Origin of the sequence: Arthrobacter sp. PGP41, from assembly GCF_002953935.1 — a bacterium.
Classification (GTDB): Bacteria; Actinomycetota; Actinomycetes; order Actinomycetales; family Micrococcaceae; genus Arthrobacter.
In genome coordinates this window covers 1,035,512-1,054,367 of sequence record NZ_CP026514.1, presented here as the reverse complement: position 1 = coordinate 1,054,367, position 18,856 = coordinate 1,035,512, and the positions used below count along the sequence as shown (strand labels likewise).

The 18,856-nt window shown below is 63.6% G+C and carries 13 protein-coding genes; 8 read left to right on the top strand and 5 right to left on the bottom strand.

The window, feature by feature from the left end; all coding sequences use genetic code 11:
- Positions 1 to 20: 20 nt before the first annotated feature.
- The 5 genes from C3B78_RS04865 to C3B78_RS04845 all read left to right on the top strand — a co-directional run bounded on the left by C3B78_RS04865 (position 21) and on the right by C3B78_RS04845 (position 9,685).
- Positions 21 to 2,561 (top strand): sigma-70 family RNA polymerase sigma factor, encoded by a 2,541-nt coding sequence (locus C3B78_RS04865; protein WP_158677186.1) that lies wholly within the window; start codon positions 21 to 23, stop codon positions 2,559 to 2,561.
- On the top strand, positions 2,558 to 3,148 hold the full coding sequence (locus C3B78_RS04860) for a hypothetical protein (RefSeq protein ID WP_104997066.1): 591 nt from the start codon (positions 2,558 to 2,560) through the stop codon (positions 3,146 to 3,148). The genes C3B78_RS04865 and C3B78_RS04860 overlap by 4 nt, the downstream gene beginning before the upstream one ends.
- Complete coding sequence (locus tag C3B78_RS04855; protein WP_158677185.1) at positions 3,148 to 3,741, top strand: hypothetical protein; 594 nt, start codon at positions 3,148 to 3,150, stop codon at positions 3,739 to 3,741. The genes C3B78_RS04860 and C3B78_RS04855 overlap by 1 nt, the downstream gene beginning before the upstream one ends.
- A 71-nt stretch (positions 3,742 to 3,812) precedes the next feature.
- Complete coding sequence (locus C3B78_RS04850) at positions 3,813 to 6,455, top strand: PD-(D/E)XK nuclease family protein (protein WP_104997064.1); 2,643 nt, start codon at positions 3,813 to 3,815, stop codon at positions 6,453 to 6,455.
- On the top strand, positions 6,452 to 9,685 hold the full coding sequence (locus C3B78_RS04845) for a UvrD-helicase domain-containing protein (protein WP_104997063.1): 3,234 nt from the start codon (positions 6,452 to 6,454) through the stop codon (positions 9,683 to 9,685). The genes C3B78_RS04850 and C3B78_RS04845 overlap by 4 nt, the downstream gene beginning before the upstream one ends.
- 438 nt (positions 9,686 to 10,123) lie before the next feature.
- On the opposite strand, the gene C3B78_RS19970 is transcribed toward C3B78_RS04845, so the two are convergent.
- The 4 genes from C3B78_RS19970 to C3B78_RS04825 all read right to left on the bottom strand — a co-directional run bounded on the left by C3B78_RS19970 (position 10,124) and on the right by C3B78_RS04825 (position 14,706).
- On the bottom strand, positions 10,124 to 11,248 hold the full coding sequence (locus tag C3B78_RS19970) for an EcsC family protein (RefSeq protein ID WP_104997062.1): 1,125 nt from the start codon (positions 11,246 to 11,248) through the stop codon (positions 10,124 to 10,126).
- A 385-nt stretch (positions 11,249 to 11,633) separates the two neighbouring features.
- Positions 11,634 to 12,413: a carbon-nitrogen hydrolase family protein gene (locus C3B78_RS04835; RefSeq protein WP_104997061.1), complete on the bottom strand. Its 780-nt coding sequence runs from the start codon at positions 12,411 to 12,413 to the stop codon at positions 11,634 to 11,636.
- Between the two features lie 55 nt (positions 12,414 to 12,468).
- Positions 12,469 to 13,818: an APC family permease gene (locus C3B78_RS04830; RefSeq protein ID WP_104997060.1), complete on the bottom strand. Its 1,350-nt coding sequence runs from the start codon at positions 13,816 to 13,818 to the stop codon at positions 12,469 to 12,471.
- 9 nt (positions 13,819 to 13,827) lie between these two features.
- Positions 13,828 to 14,706, bottom strand: coding sequence for a carbon-nitrogen hydrolase family protein (locus C3B78_RS04825; RefSeq protein ID WP_104997059.1), 879 nt, complete (start codon positions 14,704 to 14,706; stop codon positions 13,828 to 13,830).
- A gap of 96 nt (positions 14,707 to 14,802) precedes the next feature.
- On the opposite strand from C3B78_RS04825, the gene C3B78_RS04820 reads away from it, so the two are divergent.
- The gene (locus C3B78_RS04820) at positions 14,803 to 15,552 is read left to right on the top strand and encodes a FadR/GntR family transcriptional regulator (protein WP_104997058.1); all 750 of its coding nucleotides are present in this window, start codon (positions 14,803 to 14,805) and stop codon (positions 15,550 to 15,552) included.
- A 38-nt stretch (positions 15,553 to 15,590) separates the two neighbouring features.
- On the opposite strand, the gene C3B78_RS04815 is transcribed toward C3B78_RS04820, so the two are convergent.
- Positions 15,591 to 16,802 carry a PucR family transcriptional regulator gene (locus C3B78_RS04815; protein WP_158677184.1) on the bottom strand — a complete coding sequence of 404 codons (1,212 nt, stop codon included), beginning with the start codon at positions 16,800 to 16,802 and terminating at the stop codon, positions 15,591 to 15,593.
- A gap of 111 nt (positions 16,803 to 16,913) precedes the next feature.
- On the opposite strand from C3B78_RS04815, the gene C3B78_RS04810 reads away from it, so the two are divergent.
- Both C3B78_RS04810 and C3B78_RS04805 read left to right on the top strand, forming a co-directional pair.
- A complete protein-coding gene (locus tag C3B78_RS04810; protein ID WP_104997056.1) occupies positions 16,914 to 17,930 on the top strand; it encodes an NAD-dependent epimerase/dehydratase family protein in 1,017 nt (338 codons plus the stop codon).
- 129 nt (positions 17,931 to 18,059) lie between these two features.
- Positions 18,060 to 18,824 carry an ABC transporter permease gene (locus C3B78_RS04805; RefSeq protein ID WP_158677183.1) on the top strand — a complete coding sequence of 255 codons (765 nt, stop codon included), beginning with the start codon at positions 18,060 to 18,062 and terminating at the stop codon, positions 18,822 to 18,824.
- The last annotated feature ends 32 nt before the right edge of the window (positions 18,825 to 18,856 follow it).

Here is an 18,856-nt window from a genome sequence, read left to right as displayed (position 1 = left end):
ACCGTCCAATGGGGGATGAAATGCCAGAACTAGCCGACGCCGGGTCCCACCCGGTCGCGACGCTTCCGCGGGTGCCCGTCCAGGCTCCGCCCGCGGCGGTGCCTGCCTCCTACGACTACGGCTTCCTGTATCCGTGGCAGCAGGAGGCGCTGAAGGCCTGGCACTCGAATGCGCGCCGCGGCGTGGTGGAGGCCGTGACCGGTTCCGGCAAGACGCGCGTCGGAATCGCCGCCGCTTTCGAGGCAGTCCGGCAGGGCATCAAAGTCCTGATCCTGGTGCCAACGGCCGAGCTTCAGCGCCAATGGCTGGTGTCCCTGCGCCGGGACCTGCCCGCCGCTCGGCGTGGTGCCCTTGGCGACGGCCGGGCCGATTCCCTCGACGACGTCGACATCCTCGTGGCCATCGTCCACTCCGCGTCCAACCGGGAGACGCTCCGCTCGCACAAGGCGGGACTGATCATCGCTGATGAGTGCCACCGTTATGCGGCACCAATGTTTACCGGTGCCCTGCAGGAAGGGTACGCCTGGCGGCTTGGGCTGACAGCCACGTTCGAACGGGCGGACGGTGAGCACGAGAACCTCCTGACCCCCTACTTCGGCGGCGTCATTTACAACCTCTGGTACGACCGTGCGCTGAAGGACCAGGTCATCGCCCCGTTCGACATCGCTTTGGTCGGCGTTGACCTGCTGCCGTCGGAACAGAATGACTACGACGAGTTCTCGACGGTGATGGTGGAGGCGGCGCGAAACCTGGAGACGTACGCCGGCATCCCGCGGCGGCCCTTCCCCCAGTTCATCACTGCCGTGGCCGCGCTGGCGGCTTCGGATTCGCCCAGCCGGGAAGCAACCATCGCGCGCAGGTACATGCGGGCAATGTCATCGCGGCTCACCCTACTGGCCGAAGCCAAGACGAAGTATCTGGCACTTGCAGCACTGAAGGAAACCGTTGATGGGTCCCGCGGGACGCTGGTGTTCACCCAGACCCAGGACTCCGCCCGGCGGGCGCAGGAGCTGTATACGTCCCTCGGGTCGACCGCCTCGGCCGTGTTCAGCGGCATGGCCAAAGATGAGCGCCGGCAGGGCCTGGAGGATTTCCGCTCCGGCGCATCACAGGTACTCACCGCGCCGCGGCTCCTCGATGAAGGCATCGACGTACCCGAGGCCGACCTCGGGATCATCGTTGCAGCCAACCGGAGCCAGCGGCAGATGGTGCAGCGGCTGGGCCGCGTTATCCGCAAGAAGGCCGACGGGCGGCCCGGACGTTTGGTTGTCCTCTACTCCAAGGGCACCGTGGAGGACCCGGACGTCCAAGGCGAGGAGTTCCTGGGCAAGGTTCTGCCCTTCGCCCGCAACGTGGGGTTCTTCGACATCAGGACGGACCAGGACGGGTTGCAGGAGTTCCTCCGCCAGGCCGACCCTGAAGTGGCTTCACGGCCCGAGCCCGGTGAGCCCGCGGCGGGTACGCCCGGGAACGGCGCTGGACCGGAGGTCGGCAGTGATCTGGAGTCGGCGGTGGAGCCTCCCGTGGAGGAGGACGACGAGAGCGCGCCTACGTCGTTTGACCTCGAGGACTCCGGCTGGAGTGAGGAACTCCAGGGGCTGGAGGGCTTCAGCGACGACGGGGTGTCTGACTACCTCCAGCGGGCAGGCCGCGCGGACCTGCTGACAGCCGAGCAGGAAGTGGAGCTCGCCAAGGACATCGAGGCCGGCCTGTACGCTGCCCACCTGCTGGCGGACGGCCCTGCCCGCGGGCGCCGCGAGACCCGGGAGCTCCGGATGATCGCACAGTTGGGCGAGCGGGCTGCGGACGCATTGCTTGAGGCGAACCTCCGGCTGGTGGTGTCCATCGCCAAGAAGTACGTGTATCACGGCATGGACCTGCTGGACCTGATCCAGGAGGGCAATATCGGGTTGCACCGGGCCGTGTGCAAGTTCGACTACACCCTGGGTTACAAGTTCTCCACCTACGCGACGTGGTGGATACGGCAGGCTGTCACCCGGGCGCTGGCCGACCAGGCTCGGGTCATCCGGCTCCCGGTCCACATGGTGGAGCAGATCCACAAAGTGCAGGCAATTCAGCGTGAAGCGGCCCGGAAGGGGCTCGAATACAACCTTGAGGAACTCGGCAAGCTCACGGATCAGTCGACTGCAAAAGTGGAGTATCTTCTGGCGCTGGACCAGCCCGTACGTTCGCTGGACTACCTCGTCCCGGACGGCAAGGGGGGCCTCGAGCCGCTGGCGGACCAGCTCCTCGATCCCTGGCACGTGGATGTCGTTGACCAGATCGCCAAGGAACAGCTGACGGCCCAGGTGCATGCGGTCCTGGACACGCTGACTGAACGGGAGGCCGGAGTCATTGCGATGCGTTTCGGCCTGGACGACGGCGAGGAAAAGACCCTGGATGCCATCGGCAAGGCCTACGGCGTCACCCGCGAGCGCATCCGCCAGATCGAGTCGAAGACCATGGCTCTGCTCAGAGAACCAGAACGATCCCAGTCCCTACGCGAGTACAACTTCGACGGCGTCGCCGGATCCACAAGCACCGAGGCCGGTGCAGCATGATGGCGGAGCCACGCAGGCTGCCGTGGCCGACCAAAAGTGCGGCGCCGGTGGACAACTACGAAGAGTTCATCGGCCGCCTTGATGCCGCGAGCGCCAAACTCAAGGCCCGGCGCAACACCCTGAACGAAATTGTTGAGATCCTGGCACTGCTACTGAGGCAGAACACCACCGGTATTCAGCTCTGGGAGCAGCGGCTTCACGTGTGCGAAGAGCTGTTGGCACATGCCGCCGGCGAACCCGACCGGAGCACTGCCCTGATGGAACTTCACGAGGTTGCGCTCAAAATGGAGCCCCTGTTCCGGAAGAGGGCGCAGCGGGTCGACGTGCGGCTGGCCGCGGTCCGCGCGCGCTGCGCGGAGATCAACAGCTCCCTCCGCGGCCTGGAGAAGAGCAAAATCAAACTGACGTCATCCCGGATGATTGCGAAGGAACGCGAGAGCCTGAGCAGGGCGATCGGAGAACTCAGCGGGACGCCGGACGCGGTTGCAGTGGCCAACCCGGACCCGGGCCTGCGCAGCGATCTCCAGGACGCACGGCACGCCATCATCCTGGCCGAGGCCCTGCTGGAAGCGAAACGGGAAAAATGATGCCGAATCCCAAACCGGAGCAGCGTGTGCTCCATGCCTTTACCTCCGAACAGTGGAGCGGCCGGCCAGCAAAGGACGGCGGAAGCATATTCGTTGGGTCCGCCATCATGGGCGCAGTGCTATGCCTGGTCCTCATGATCTTCGTGCCGGGCCTCAGGAGCGGAGGAGCATTCACCCTCTTTACCGCTGCCTTCGCCGTCCTCTTCACGGTGCTGGCAGTCAAGGCGAAGGCTTCTACCGAACGCAAGTTCCTGGAGGCCCTGACCGCAACACTCAACGACACAATCGTGGGGCTGACCGGAAACATTGAACACCGGTTGTCCGCCCAACAGTTCAGGGCACTGATCGAAAACGGCGCGCCCCTGCCGCTACCTGTCAACGGTGTTCCCGGGCTGGAACTCCAGGCAGTCCGGGCGAAACCGCCTGTGCAGGCGCGGAATCCTGCCATAAAGCGTGTGGACAACGTTGTCTGGACGACGCGCATCGTCGTCACCGCCACCCCTCCCGACTATGGAGTAACGAGCTTTGACCGTTTGATGGCCGCCGCTGTAGACCTTGGAGGCGACAGCGGCGCGCAGAAAACAGCAGGGTAATCCGATGGCACTACCGCACGGACCCTGCCATACCGTAGTACAAAGCCAGCAGACAACACTTGGGGGCAACAATGATCGTTGAGTTCGGATGGCTTCTGGACCGAGCCCCGTGGGCTTACACCGAGCCTGGCCTGAACCATGTGCGGGTAGGCCGCAAGGGGTTGACCACCCTGCTGCAGACACGGCTGGGCATTACCCGCCCCGACACCCCGCACGCCGAGCGCATCGGCCAGTACCTGCAGCGGCTTCAGTCCATCGACACACCGGACCAATGGTTCCATGCCTCGCTCCAGGTAGATCCATGGTCCACCGCCCGGGAGCTCCTCGACGGCCGGGACGACGCCGTCAGCAACGGATGGGACGGCACGCTGCCCGAAAACGGTCCCGACTTCACGGGTCCTTCGCCGTTGCTTCGCACGCTGACTGACGCGGAACATGCCCAAGGATATTTGGCCCCCTCGCTTGCGGACGACACCCTGGAACTGCTTGACGCCCTCGACACTCCCCTGCCGCTCGGGATCGACCAGCTGATCCTCCAGCACCCCGAGACATCCTTCCCCGCAATCTGGCAACGCATCATCGCCAAACTTCGCGGGCACGGCGTCCAAGTCAGCGATGCGACTCAGGCAACTGTCCAGCCGCGCCTGACAATTCTCACAGCCGAAACAGAGTGGGAGGCCGCCGAGCAGGCAGCCCGTTGGCTTTCCAACGGAGACAACGCCAGAACAGCTGTGGTGTGCTCGGACAGCACCTCCGTCCTTGACCAGTACCTTGCCGGGCATGGACTGCCCCGCCTGGGTGTGGGCGCCCGCTCCCCGTGGCGGGTACAGGACCAGCTAATTCCCCTCTTCTTCGAGCTCATCTGGGCCCCGGCCGACGTACGGCTCCTGGCTGAGTTCCTGTCGCTCCCCGGCAGCCCGGTCAAGCGACGGGCAGCGCACCACCTCCTCCAGGCCCTCCAGCAGGCACCCGGCACAGGCGGCGCCGCCTGGAAGGAGGCCATCCGGAAGATCGCCGACGACGAGCAGCTTGGTCATGATCTGGCCGCCATCCTCGACCGTACGTTCAACGCCGGCCTGATCACCGGGGACAGCGCCAGCGGAGCCGACCTAGCGGGGAGCGCGGCGTGGTTCGCCGGGCGGCTGCGGGCCCGCGCCGCGGTCGACCCCGTCTTCCAGGCCCCGTCCACCCAACTACAGCGGATTCTGGAGCTCGTCGCGCCCCTCCCGTCGGTCTCCCGCCGCGAGCTCCGGCGCATCATCTCCGCCGTGGTGACGCCAACGTCCAGCCCCTTAGTCGCCGCGGAAGCCAGTCCTTGGCTCCGGCTCAACCATCTGCACGAACTCGGTGGAAACGTCGAGAACGTCCTGTGGTGGGGCTTCCGCAGTGGATCCATGGCTCCTGGACGGCGCTGGGACGCGCACGATGTCGAGACCCTCGCCAGGGTGGGTGTCCACCTGCCGTCACCGGAAGGCCTCGCGGCGCTTTCGGCCGGGCAGACGCTCGCAGCCGCCGGCCGGTGCCGGAACCTGGTCATCATCCAGGCCCAGCAGCTCAATGGCGAGCGGACCGAAAGCAATCCGCTCCTGGAGGCACTGGCCGCCGCCCAGCCCCCGCGTCCGGAAGAGGGAACTGCGAAGTCATTGTCCGAACGCATCGCTCTATTGAGCACGACGCCGGCCGAGCTCACCGGCCCCGACGGCCGCTGGCGGTTCGCCGGGCGGAGCGCCCACCTGGTTCCCGTGGACCGGCACCTGCCCGTTCCACCTCCGCCTGTCCACGAAGTTGGCCCGAATCCCTCGCTACGACCGGACCGGCTGTCCTTCAGCCAGCTAACGACGCTGCTCGGCTGTTCCCTTGCCTGGGTGCTGCAGAAGAAGTCACAGCTGCACGTTGCCGACGCCGCTGGCATCCCCATGGACAACCAAATGCTCGGGAGCTTCGCGCACAAGGTGGTGGAGGTCCTCCACCACCGCCTTCGCCCCGAGAATCGCGCAGTTCCCGACGAAACAGAGATCCGGCTGACCGTCGACGAACTGATTCCCCACTATGCCTCGGAACTGCTGCTGCCGGGCCAGTTGCGTCGCCGTGCCGCCGTCACCGCCACCCTCGTGGCCTCGATCGGAACCTTCTTCAGACAGCTCTCGAGGGGCGGCATAACGCTCCAGGACGTCGAGCGGGAATTCGAAAAAGACGTACTTCTGTCCGCCGACGGCGAGGAATTCACGGTCCAGGTGAAGGGCAGCGCAGACGCCGTGGGCATCGACGCGGAAGGCCGCACCGTCGTCGTCGACCTCAAGTGGACCAACAACGCGAAGTACCGCCGCGAGGAAATCCAGCAGGGCACCGCCCTCCAGCTAGCGCTCTACCAGTGGGCCCTCCATTCCGGCGACACCCCGCCCGATGACCCGACGGCGTTCTACCTGCTGAAACAGGGCGCTTTCGCGTCGGCCCATCCGCACTTCGGAACGCCCCTGCCCCGGGCTGTTGAGCCCGCGCTGCTTTGGACACAGGCTGTGGCGGCCGCCGAATTCACTGTTGAAGAGGTGCTCGCGGGCCGGATCACCGCAGCCCAGCCGGCCGACGACGCCCGCACGGCAAACGTGCCTGACCGCGCCCAGGTGGACGCCGACGCTGGCAGACACCACATAAAACCGCCTTGCCGTTTCTGCGATTTCGGTGTGCTCTGCGGATTGAAGGGGGACTTTTCATGAACCTGCTGGACAACGTCACCATGGTCTCGGCGAGTGCCGGGACCGGCAAAACGTTCCATCTCACCCAGGTCATTGCCGAGAAGATCGAGGACGGACTGCCTGCCGACGCCGTGATGGCCACAACCTTTACCAAGAAGGCGGCTGGTGAGCTGAAGGAGCGCATCGGGGCGCGGCTTCTGGACCAGTCGGGTTCAGCCGCCTCGTCTGGAGACCTCCAGCTGGCCGAGTCATTGCAGCTCGCGGCGCAGCAACTGCCGGCGAGCCTTATCGGCACAGTGAACAGCGTCTGCGGAAAACTGCTTCAGGAGCATGCCATCGATGCAGGGCTCTCCCCGGCACTTGAAGTGATCGGAGAGGAGCAACTCCACGGGATCTTCCACCTGGCCACAGACACCATCCTCGCTGAGCACGGAGCCGATATCCTGCCCATCGCCCGCAGGATGGGCACTGACGGAAACGGAGCCCGGGACGCCCAGCCGTGGGAAGAGACTGTTCGCGCGATCGTAGACGCCGCGCGCACCAATCTCCTTGATGCCGACGATCTGGCCGCCTGTGCCGAGCAGTCCTGGCGCGGGCTCCGGGAACTGCTGGACGAGCCGGGCCAGGACGACCGGCAGGTATGGCACCGGGAGTTCATCGAGCGGCGGATCCAGCTCGATACCGTTGCGAGGACGGGAATCGGTCCGGACGGAAAAGCCGCGAAAATCACCACGAAGGCTTTCTGCGAGCAGTACCCCAAGGTGATCCAGAAGCTCGACCAGGCGGTCAACGTCGATGACACACCATGGGAGATCTGGCGCGGTTTCATCGCGTCCGCCCCTGCCGCGCCGATCAAGTCGATCTTCTGGGACCTGCGGGAACGCATTCATGAGGGACTTCTCTCCAACCCGGCGTTCCACTCCGACTTGGAGCAATACATCCGGCGCATCTTTGCCTGTGCCAACGAATGCCTCCTGACCTACGCCGAGTTCAAGCGGCTTCACGGGCTCATGGACTTCGTGGACCAGGAGACCCTCGTCCTCCAACTCGCCCGGAACAGCGAGGCCTTCCGCGCATCGTTTGGCCGGCGCATCAGCTTCCTTGTTGTCGACGAGTTCCAGGACACGAGCCCGCTGCAGCTGGAACTCTTCCTCCAGCTCAGCAGCCTGGTGAAAGAGGCCGTGTGGGTGGGCGATCCGAAGCAGTCGATTTACGAGTTCCGCGGCACCGACCCCGACCTGATGCAGGCGGTCGTTGACCGCGTGCCAACAAGACAGCAGCTTTCACAGTCCTGGCGGTCCCACCAGGCCGTCGTCGAGCTGTCCAACGCGGTCTTCGAGCCCGCGTTCGCCCAGCACGGCATGGCTTACGACACCGTGCACCTCGAGCTGCCGGAGGATCACAAAGACTGGTCACCCGGAAGCCTCGAGGCCTGGACGCGTCCCCAAAGCAACGATGGCGAGCGCTTGCGTGCCACGGCGGCCGGCGTTGCTGAGTTCCTGGCGCGCCGCACAGAGTTCAGCCCGGGAGACATTGCTGTGTTGACCCGGTCCAACGCCGATGTCGAGGCGCTCTCCGCGGCCCTTGACTGCCTGGGTATCCGGGCAAGCCGCAATCCGCGCAAGCTTGCCGACGCCCGTGAAATCCAGTTGGCCCGCGCAGGAATGGCGTATGTGGCGGACGGCTACGACACGGTGGCACTCACCGAGATCGTGGCCCTCCACCCCGGTCATCCTGCGAACCTGACATGGCAGCGGGAACTGCTGTCCGCCGTCGAGCCCTCAACGGTGCTGGACCGCTGGAGAACGGAACCATTGCTGACAGCGCTGGATGCGCTGCGAACGCAGGCCAAGACGGCCACGCCGACCGAAATCTTCGAAGCGGTGGTCGGTGCGCTGGGACTTCCGCGGCTAATCAAGTCCTGGTCCGCGCCGGCGACACGGCTGCGCAATCTCGACGCTTTCCGCGGCGCCCTTGAGGACTACTACGAGCGTTGCCTGGCGCTCCGCTCGCCCGCCACCCTGCGGGGATTCCTGACGTTCTTCGGTTCGGAGCAGCAGCAGTCGGCTGAGAACGCCGGCCCGGACGTCGTCAACGTCCTCACCTACCACAAAGCCAAGGGGCTGGAGTGGCCTGTGGTGGTCATGGAAGCACTGGACAAGGACCTGCGCTTCGCGGCGTTCGGTGCCGCCGTGGAACAGGACGGAACGCTTGATCTTGAGCAGCCCCTCGCCGGACGCTGGATCCGCTTCTGGCCCAGCCCTTTCCCCTACTCCGGTTCTCCGCTGGATGCCCGCGGCAAGGAGAGCCAGGTTGCCTTGAACGCCGAGGAGCGCGAGCGGCGGAACATGGCACGGCTGATGTACGTCGGAATGACCCGGGCTGTGGAGACGAATGTGCTGACGGGCAAGGGAAACGTCCCTGGCCTGCTGAACAATCTCGGCGTCGAATCCCTTCTGTCCTGGTCTGCAACCGAGGAACCCGATGTTCGGGACCCCGGGTTGGACCTGTTCGAGGACCCTGAGTCGCCAGGCGCCTCGGGGACCTTGAACGTTGCCGGCGGCGGCGTCTTTCCGGCCCGGGTTGCGACACTCGAACCGGTGGAGCAGACTGCGGCCGTACCCGCAGGGGCCGCACACTTCACAGACGCGCCGAGTCAGCTACCTCCCGCCGCGTATCTTCCGGCGCGTCTGACCGCCAGCTCAGAGGGTTCCGACGGGGACAAGGCGACCGTGTCCTTGGCTGCCGAACTTGGCTCTCGGCTCGCCGAGCATGGTGCGGACGAATGGGGCGCCGTGGGAAACGCCGTCCATGCCTACCTCGGCACCGAATACGGTGCTCTGGACGGCGGTCAGCAGCTAGGCCTTGCGGAACAAATCATTGGCCGCTGGAAGATCGGACATCTGGTCTCCCCTGCGCTTCTCGTGACCTCAGGCACCCGTTTCGAGGAGTACCTCGACGCAGAGTTCCCCGCCTGGATCCGGCATCGTGAGGCTGCAATCGGCTGGCGCCCGGAGAACAGGGTGATGGAAGGCTGGATTGACCTTCTGCTTGAGGGGCCGGAGGGCTACGTGCTTGTTGATCACAAGACATATCCGGGCAGCGATCCCGAAGGCCATATCCGGGAAAAGTACCTTGGCCAAATGGCTGCCTACCGCGGCGCTGTTCTCGCTGCGACAGGAAAACCGGTGTTGCGGACCCTGATCCACTTCCCGGCGTTGGGCAGCGTTTACGAGGTAAGCGAGGGGTAGAACCCGGGTGCGGTCACCACCAGTAATGACCGCACCCGCCGTTCTGGCAGGCCCATTTCGGAACACCGAGTTCTGTCTTACCGGTCCGCGGGTAGTAGCGCTCTTCAGTGAGTACGACGCAGCCTGCGAACTCCGCTTTCTGGTACTGCTCCCTCTCATCGGGCATAACCATGCCGTAGATGATGCGCCAAGACTCATGCCCGCAAACCGGGCACTTCCTTGTCGCAGTTCTTTTCCTTGTCGCGCCCTCATTAGCCATACGAGCAATATAAAGGCAGGCGTGGACATTTCCCGACTTACAAAAGGTTCTTATCGCCAAGCGTTTTTTGTAATCAGCCGGTTCGTTTCACAGCGTCACTGTTCTGTGGCCCACTTTAAGGTCGGCGTCCACGGCCTGGCCAGACCTACACCACGCTCCCTCGCGCGGAGACGCTACGATCAGTGCAGGTCGGGGCCGCCCGCCTCGACGATCTCACCGAGCACGCTGATAGGTTCGTCGGAGTCGTCTAGGCCGGATTGGTCCTCATAAGGAAGCCATCCTTGTGATTCCCCCTCTTCAAGGCGCGGGTACTTTTCAAGGAGAAACCGCCGACGGTATGCGATATTGGCGGCGTCAAAGATACCTTCCAAAGTGGTCCAGTTAAGGGTCCCGCCGACGAGAATTCCTGCGACGGGAACAACCTTGCCAAGCCCCTGCTTCGTAAGGCGAACGCCGAATGCCTTCGCGAATTGCTTCGAGACCTGAGAGACGATCGATTTATCCAGAACTTCCCAAGTCTTTTTGCGGACAAGAGCTTGGGTGAGGCGTGAAATGTCGGCCAGTGCGGCAGACTTCGCACCGGCGGACACAGCCGTTCCGGCATTGACGACAGACATGATGAAGAGCTTTTCAGCAGGTTCTTCCGGATCGTAGCCGTAGTGCAACGACACTTCGCCGACGCAGCGGGACCCAAGCGCCAGAACTAATGCGGCGTCGCCAACGAAGGCGCCGGCGATTACGGCGCCCGAAGGTGCTGCCGCGGCACCACCAGTGAGGGGGACTGCAAGTTCCCCGCCGGAGATCGCCAGCCCTGCACCGGCTCCAGAAAGCGCAGCAGCAAGCGGATATCCCCAGCTCGCCCCTCGTCCACGAACAGCGTCGACCTGCTCGAGGTCCAAACGTCGCAGGTCGGAAAGGTTACTGACGGCATGCTTTCGCTTCCTGTGCTTCGCTACCACTTGCTTTGGTGAGAGTCCTGCCCTTGAGACCCGAGCCACCGATTTGCGCATCGATGTAAATGCAGCGCCGCTCCAATCGGAAATTCCGTCCGGAATGGCCTCGGCCGCTTTTCGAGCCCCGGTGCCGAGCACGTGAGCTCCCCTGGAAACGAGCTCCTGTCCCCGGACAACGGTAGCTTGAGCTCCTGGCCTTTCCTCCAAATACTGCGTGGCGCGCTCACCGATCTTCTCAGCGCCGATGGCCACCTGCTCGCCCGCATTTCGTATCGCCTGTGAGAGCGGTCGGCCTTTGAACCGCTGGATGTTCTGCCATGCTTCGAGCTCGTACGTCGAGGGTTCTGTCATGCCGCAATTATGCCTACACGTAGCAGTGAACGCAGTCCGACACGATGGCAACCGGAAAGCGACCCACGAGCAGTACGAGCCACAGGTACATAAGAGCATCGAACTTCATCATGAAGACATGTAATTCTTGGATATTTTGATGATCAATCTTGAGTCATTGCTGAGCAAGGGCAGTTAGATTGGTCTTACGGTTCACAAGGTTGGTAGCCAGGAGTACCGAACGGCAAGGCCCTTGCTCACTCAGCGAGGGCCTTGCATGTTTCCGACGTGGTGCAGGGGCGGCGGGCACTTATCGTCTTTGTCTTTACCGCCCGTTGGTCTTGGCCGGTATAGACGGAGAAGGGGCGGCTGCCTGGGTTCGCAGCTCTCGCCGAGGGCCTTACCCCTAAAGCCGCCGCTGCCGGAACATCGGAAACGACTCCCGGACGCGGTCCACCGTCTCCAGCGAAACTTCCACCGTCCGCACCCGGGGATCCAACCCAAGGTCCGCTTCCACAACACCCATTGGGTCCATCAGCACACTTCTGCCCACGGACACTGGCGGCGCCTGGCACACGCCCGCGACGTACACGCTGTTCTCGATTGCCCGCGCCGCGTTCAGCGCCAGCCACTGCTCCGTCTTGTGCTCGCCCGGCACCCAGGACGAGCAGACCAGCAAAACCTGCGCGCCGGCGTCGGCCAGCGACCGGGCCAGCTCGGGGAACCGCAGGTCGTAGCAGGTCATCAGCCCGAACCGCACTCCCCCGTGCTCGAACACCACCGGCGCGGTAGACGGGCCAGGCTTGATGAACTCCGACTCCCCGAAGCCCTGCGCGTCGAAAAGGTGGATCTTTCGGTAGGAAGCCAGCCGGCCGCCGTCGGGCCCGAAAGCCACCAGCGTGTTGTATGCCCTGCCCGACTCCTCCGAGGTCTCCACCACGCCCGCCACCAGCGCGATGCGGTGGCGGCGGGCGATGTCAGCGAGCTCCCGGCAGACGCGGCCGTCCAGCGGCTCGGCCACCGCGGGGAAGGTCGCGTCCACCTTCTTCTTCTCGTAGGTGGCGTACTCCGGGAATGCGATCAACGCGGCGCCGTCGTGCGCTGCCTCGGCGGCGAACCTGTCGATCGCGGCGATGTTGGCCCGGATGTCGGCGCCCGACTCCAGCTGCCCCAGCGCTATCCGCACAAGAGTTCCTTCCCTCGGCCCACCGGCCACACTACAAACTACAAACGAAACGGACTCAGGCAGCCGCCTCGACCGTTGCCTTCTCGGTCGCCGCCATCTCCGGCGGCGCCGCCTTGAAGCCCCGCGTGATCAGGGCCAGGACAATCACGCCCAGCACCAGCCAGGACAGTCCCAGCGTAATGGCGTTGCTGTCCAGCCGGGAGAGCAGATAGGCGCAGATGACGGCGCCGATCACCGGGACCACCACGTAAGACACCGGGTTCAGCTGCTGCCCGGCCCGGCACTGGCGCACATAGTGGAACACCACCGCGGCGTTCACCAGCGTGAAGGCGGTGAAGGCACCAAAGTTGATGAACGACGTCGACGTCGCCACGTCCAGGAAGATCGCAATCAGGCCCACGACGCCGGTGATCACCAGGTTCGCCACCGGGGTGTGGAACTTCTCGCTGAGCCGGCCGAAGACCGCCTTGGGCAGGACGGAGTCGCGGCCCATCGCGTACAGCAGGCGGGAGGCGCTGGCCTGCGCGGCGAGGCCGGAGGCGAACTGCGCCACCACCAGGCCGGCCAGGAACACGGCACCGAACAGCTGCCCGCCGATCTGCAGGGCGATGGAGCTGGCCCCGGACGCCGAATCCTCGAACACCCCGCCGGGGTGGACGAGCTGGGTCACGTAGGAGACGGCCACGAAGATGCCGCCGCCGATCAGGGCCACGAGCATGATGGCGCGCGGCACGGTCCGGCGCGGGTCGATGGTTTCCTCGGTGAGGGTGGTGACGGCGTCGAACCCCAGGAACGAGTACGCGGCGATGGCGGCGCCGGCGGAGATGGTGGTGAAGCTGGCGGTGTCATTGAAGAAGGGCTGGCCGCTGGCCAGTCCCCCGGCGCCGTTGGCGGACACCACGCTGCCGATGGCCAGCGCCACGAAGAACACCAGGACCAGCAGCTGGAATGCCATCAGGACGTAGTTGGCCTTGTCCGCCACCTTGATGCCCAGGATGTTCAGCAGCGTGGTGATGAGGATGAAGCCCACGATCCAGACGCCGATGGGGATCCCGGGGAACTGGGCGCTCAGGTAGGAGCCGCCGATGAGCCAGATGACCATGGGCAGGAAGAGGTAGTCCAGCAGCACGGCCCAGCCCACCAGGAACCCGATGCGGGAATCAATGGAGCGGCGGACGTAGGTGTAGGCGGAGCCAGCCACGGGGTGGGCGATGGCCATCCGGCCGTAGCTGTGCGCGGTGAACAGCATGGCCACGAGCGCCACGAGGTACGCGGCGGGCGCGGCGCCGCCGGTGGTTTCGGCGATGATGCCGAAGATCCCCAGGACGATGATGGGGGTCAGGTACGCCAGCCCGAACAGGACCAGCGAGGGCAGCTTCAGCGTGCGGGTGAGGGTGGTTGTCACGGTGTTTCCTTAGGGCTTGTAGGACGGCGGTGTCCAGGTGGACGGATTGATCCGGCCTTGGTAGACGGAAAGTTCGACGGCGGGCTCCCCCTCGCGGAACTGCGACCAGGGGCGGTTGAGGTTCTCCGTGCCGTGCGTGCGGACGCGGTCGACGGCGGCCAGGTCCAGTTCCGCGGTGAGCAGCCGGGGTGCGTCGTCGGGCGCCTCGGCGAGGGTGTTGCCCTCCGGGTCCACGATGATGCTCCTGCCCTGGCCGGTGGGGCCGGCGCAGTTGACGCTGACCATAAACACCTGGTTCACGATGGCGTTGGCCTTGGCCAGGATCAGTTCCTGTTTGCGGTCAGGGGTGGTGGTTTTGACGACGTTGAGGATCACGTCGGCACCCATCCAGGCGAGCTGGCGGGAGACCTCCGGGTACCAGGCGTCGTAGCAGATGTTCAGGCCCACCCTGCCGATGCCGGGCAGGTCCACGGTGGTGAACTTGTCGCCGGGGTCGTAGGGCTCGAACGGGCGCCAGGGGAAGATCTTCCGGTAGTAGCCGGCGAGCTCCCCTTCCGGGGACAGGACCAGCTGGGTGTTAAAGAGCTGTCCTTCGGGGCCGCGTTCGCAGACGCTGCCCGGGACCAGCCAGATGTTGAGGTCTTTCGCGAGCTGTTTGAGTTCTTTGACTCTTGGTCCGTCCAGCGGTTCGGCGGATTCTTGAAGGATTTCCGTGCGCTGCAGGTCGGGGTTTTCGTCGCCGAAGAGGTGCAGCTCGGGGAAGACGACGAGCTTGCTATGCGGCTGGGCTTCGAGGGCTCCTTTGACCTCATCGGCGAAGGCCGAAACGGGTTCGCCGATGAGCCGGGGCCTTGCTTGGGCCGCGACGAGGGGAAGGATGCGTTGCATGGGTTTTTCTCCGCGTTGGGGTGTGATCCGGGTTATATTAGATCAGAATGATCCAATAAAGGGAAGAGGGCCGGCGTGGGCCGTAAAGTAGCGGATATGACCCGTCAGCTGGAGGACACCGTTGAACCCCCGCGCCTCGGCGCCGGCAGGATGCCCGGGATGGAGCGCCGCAGTGCCATGGACGCCGTGCGGATGCGGATCGGGATGGCGATTTCGTTGGGGCTCTTGAAACCGGGTGAGCGGCTGCCGGACCAGGAGGAAGTTGCCCTGGGCCTCTCGGTCAGCCCCATCACTGCCCGCCGTGCTCTGGCAAGCCTGGCGGAGCAGGGCGTGGTGGTGCGCCGGCGCGGCCGGGCCGGCGGGACGTTCGTGGCGGATGCGCCGCCTACTGATGTTCTGGCCTCACTGTCGGCATCCCCCGCCGAATCCCAGGCGGTGAACCGGCTGGTGGACCGGCGGCTTTTGTTTGAATGCGCCGTGACGCACTACGCGGCAGTCAACGCCACCGCTGAGCAGCTGGATGAGCTGGAGCGGCTGACCCGGGAAATGGCCGAGGCGACCGACTGGTCCTACTACCACCGGATGGACGAGCAGTTCCATGAACTGGTGGGTACTGCGTCATGCCTGGACTCCGCCGTCGAGGTTTATCACGAGACGCTCGCCGAGCTCTACGACTACTTCATCCCTTACCCGATCGAGAAGCTGCACAAGTCCAACCAGGACCACATCGCCCTGGTGGCAGCCCTCCGCGCCGGAGACGTTCAGGACGCCGTCGAGGTCGCCCGGAAGCACGTGGATATCCTGCACCGGACGATGTTCATGGGACTAAAGAAGGCGGCTCATTAGAGGCCTGTCCCGACTAATAAAAAGGTCTTCTCGCCGGCTCAGTGATCCGCCCCAGCCGCATCCCCTCGCGTGAGATTGCGGTAGCGAATAGCCAGGGCAAGTTCCAGCAGGTCATTTAGCCGTAGCGGATCGTACCCGGTCAAAGTCTGTATCTTTTTCAGTCGGTGGGCCACTGTGTTGATGTGCACAAAGAGGCTCCTCGCAGTTTTGGATTGAGAGAAGTCATTGTCTACCAGGGCCTGGAGTGTCTCCAGTAGATGCGGGTGGTCTTCCAGCCGCCGCAATCGGGTGGCCATCAAAGCATCGGCGGTCTTAGCCCGGTCCAACAGCAAAGAGTCCACCAAGACGGCTTCATAAGTGACTACGGCTTGCCGCCGCTCTTGGCGCATGCCCACATCCGCGGCCGACAAGGCTTCAAGACAAGACGAGCCAGCACTTGCGAGATCCTCGCCGACAGTGCCGACACCGACGATGAGGCGCCCGTCCCAGTGAAGCCCTGCGATGGTCGACTTTAAATTTTCGATCACTCTGGCAACCGGGCCAGCGGGAGAAAATAAGCCGACTTGCGCTGCCGAGGTTCCTCCGAACAGGACCGGCCCTACAGCGGACGGCTGCAGGGCAAGCGTGAACCTGGTCCGCAGGCGAAGCGCCTTCAAAGGGTCCTTTTCTCCCTCGGTCGCTATGGCCACCGCCAGGTATGGGCGGCCGGGCTCCACCGAAAGCATCTGCGCCCACGTCGACAATTGCGCGGGATGAAGCGCGATACCGCTTATGAGCGCATCCATCAAGTCGCTCTGCGCGCGTTCATGCAGCGACTCCAGCACGGAGTAGGTCTCACGATATGAATTGACCGTGTGCTGGGAAAGTCGGTCAAACGTGTCAATTACCAAATCCGCATAATGCCGGGTCAACTTTAGCGGCCACCGATGGCGGTCCGACAAGACATCCAGCAGGAGGACCCGTTCAGTCACGCGGAACGCCAGAATGACCGATTCCAATGGGACATTCTGCTTCGCACGCCGGCTTCCGAGATCACTCTCTATCGCAAGCTCGCCGAATGTGGGCGTTTCGCCGCGTCGCAGCACGTTGATGGTGAGCCTAACGTAGCGTTCCACAGACCTGATCAGATCCGGCTTCTGCAACTTATCGGCCGAGTATCCGGGCAGCTCGTTCCAGATCAGGTCCACCACTTCGGACGTCAGGCGTGCAATGTCCGGATCATACCTGCGAGCCCCTGATTGTGAAACCATCACAATATGATAGCGCCCAACGGTGGGGGTTTGCCCTCTTCTTTGGGTCTTTTCCACATGTCAGCATTGGAGCAACGCACGAAGACGTGTGTGAACCCGCAAGGAGAAAATATGAACTTTCCTCTCGACATTGAATCCGATCTAACGACGCCTTCCGAAGAACTGATCCAGGACATCGCCTCCCTAGAAGGAGACATTGCGGTACTCGGCGTCGGAGGAAAGGTCGGCCCCAGCGTCGCCATCATGGCGAAACGGGCAATTGATAAGGCCGGCCTGAATAAGGAAGTTTTCGGGATCGCCCGTTTCTCGGACCCCGAAACCCGAACCCTCCTTGACTCTCATGGAGTCAGGACTTTGGCAGTGGATCTCACCGACGACCAGCAACTGGACTCCCTGCCGGACACCAAAAATGTCATTTACATGGCCGGCGCCAAATTCGGGACGACGGGCAACGAGCACTTCACCTGGATGATGAATTCGTACCTTCCGGGCCGTGTCGCCCAAAAGTTTCGGGACTCCAGGATCGTGGCCTTCTCGACACTCCTGACCTACCCCATGGCCGATGTGCGCCACGGCGGGTCGACAGAGTCCGACGCGCCAGGTCCTCTCGGCGAATACGCCGCTTCTTGCGTGGGACGGGAGCGGGTATTCGAACACTTCGCCCTCAAGAATGAGACCCCGCTGCTTATCTTCCGGCTCGGTTACTCGATCGAAACCCGGTACGGGGTCCTCCAGGAAATCGCCCAGACGGTTTTCGATTCGAAGCCGGTAAGCCTGGAGATGAGCCATGCCAGCGTTATCTGGCAGCGCGATGTTGCCGAATATGCCATCCGCAGCCTGAACCTTGCCTCGACTCCTCCCCGGAAGCTGAACATCACAGGACCGGAAATTGTCTCTGTCCGGTGGTTGGCCGAACAATTCGGGCGGCGGTTCGGCAAGGAAGTGACCTTCGAGGGCCAGGAAAACGAAACCGCCTATGTCATGGACGGAACGGCACTACAGGGAGAGTTCGGCTATCCCTCCGTGACTCTGCATCAGATGATCGAGCGAGTATCTGAGTGGACACAGGCGCAGGGACCCACGATAGGAAAACCAACAAAATTCCAACAGCGCAATGGACAGTTCTAGCCCAGACGCGACAAGCCAGGAAGCAATCAAATGACATTGAGCGTTACGGACAGGCAACCCCGGCCTGCATCCAGACCTGTCGGAACACGCCGTGCTGCAGCGGCCTGGGGTAAACATCGGACTTGGATCATGCCTGTGGTGGTAGGAATCGCCGCCGTTCTTCTTTGGCAAGTCCTGGTGACATCGTTGAAAGTCCCCACGTACATCCTGCCTTTGCCCACGGAAGTGGCAAACACTCTTTGGACCGAACGGGCAGATCTGTGGAATGCAACGCTGGTGACCACATTCGAGGTCCTTACCGGATTCATACTCGCCGTACTCATTAGCGTTCCCGTGGCCATGCTGATCGTCTCGTTCAAGTGGTTCGAGACGATCGTCTATCCGTTCCTTGTTCTGCTACAGACCGTACCGAAGATTGCGCTGGCTCCGCTCTTCGTCGTCTGGTTCGGCTTCGGCATCGTGCCCAAAGTACTGGTCACGTTCTTGATCTGCTTCTTTCCGATCCTGCTTGACACTATGACCGGCCTGCGCTCTTCCAGCCCCGAGATGGCCAGCATGGTCAGGTCGATGGGTGGCGGCAAGTGGTCTATTTTCACGAAGGTACGCCTCCCGGCCGCCTTACCCCACTTGTTTTCCGGGTTGAAGGTTGCCATAACGTTGGCAGTCGTCGGAGCAGTGGTCGGGGAGTTCGTCGGAGCCACGGAGGGTCTCGGCTACCTGCTATTGCGGGCGAACGCGAACCTGGACACGCCCTTGCTGTTTGCGGCCATCGTCATCCTCACAGTCCTCGGTCTGATCGTTTACTACACGGTGACGTTGATCGAACGCCTTGCTATTCCCTGGCACGTATCCCAGCGCGCCGAGACAGCGGTCACCACCGGACCTGCTCTCTAACCACAGTCCTTATTCCCTAGAACCCATCGGAG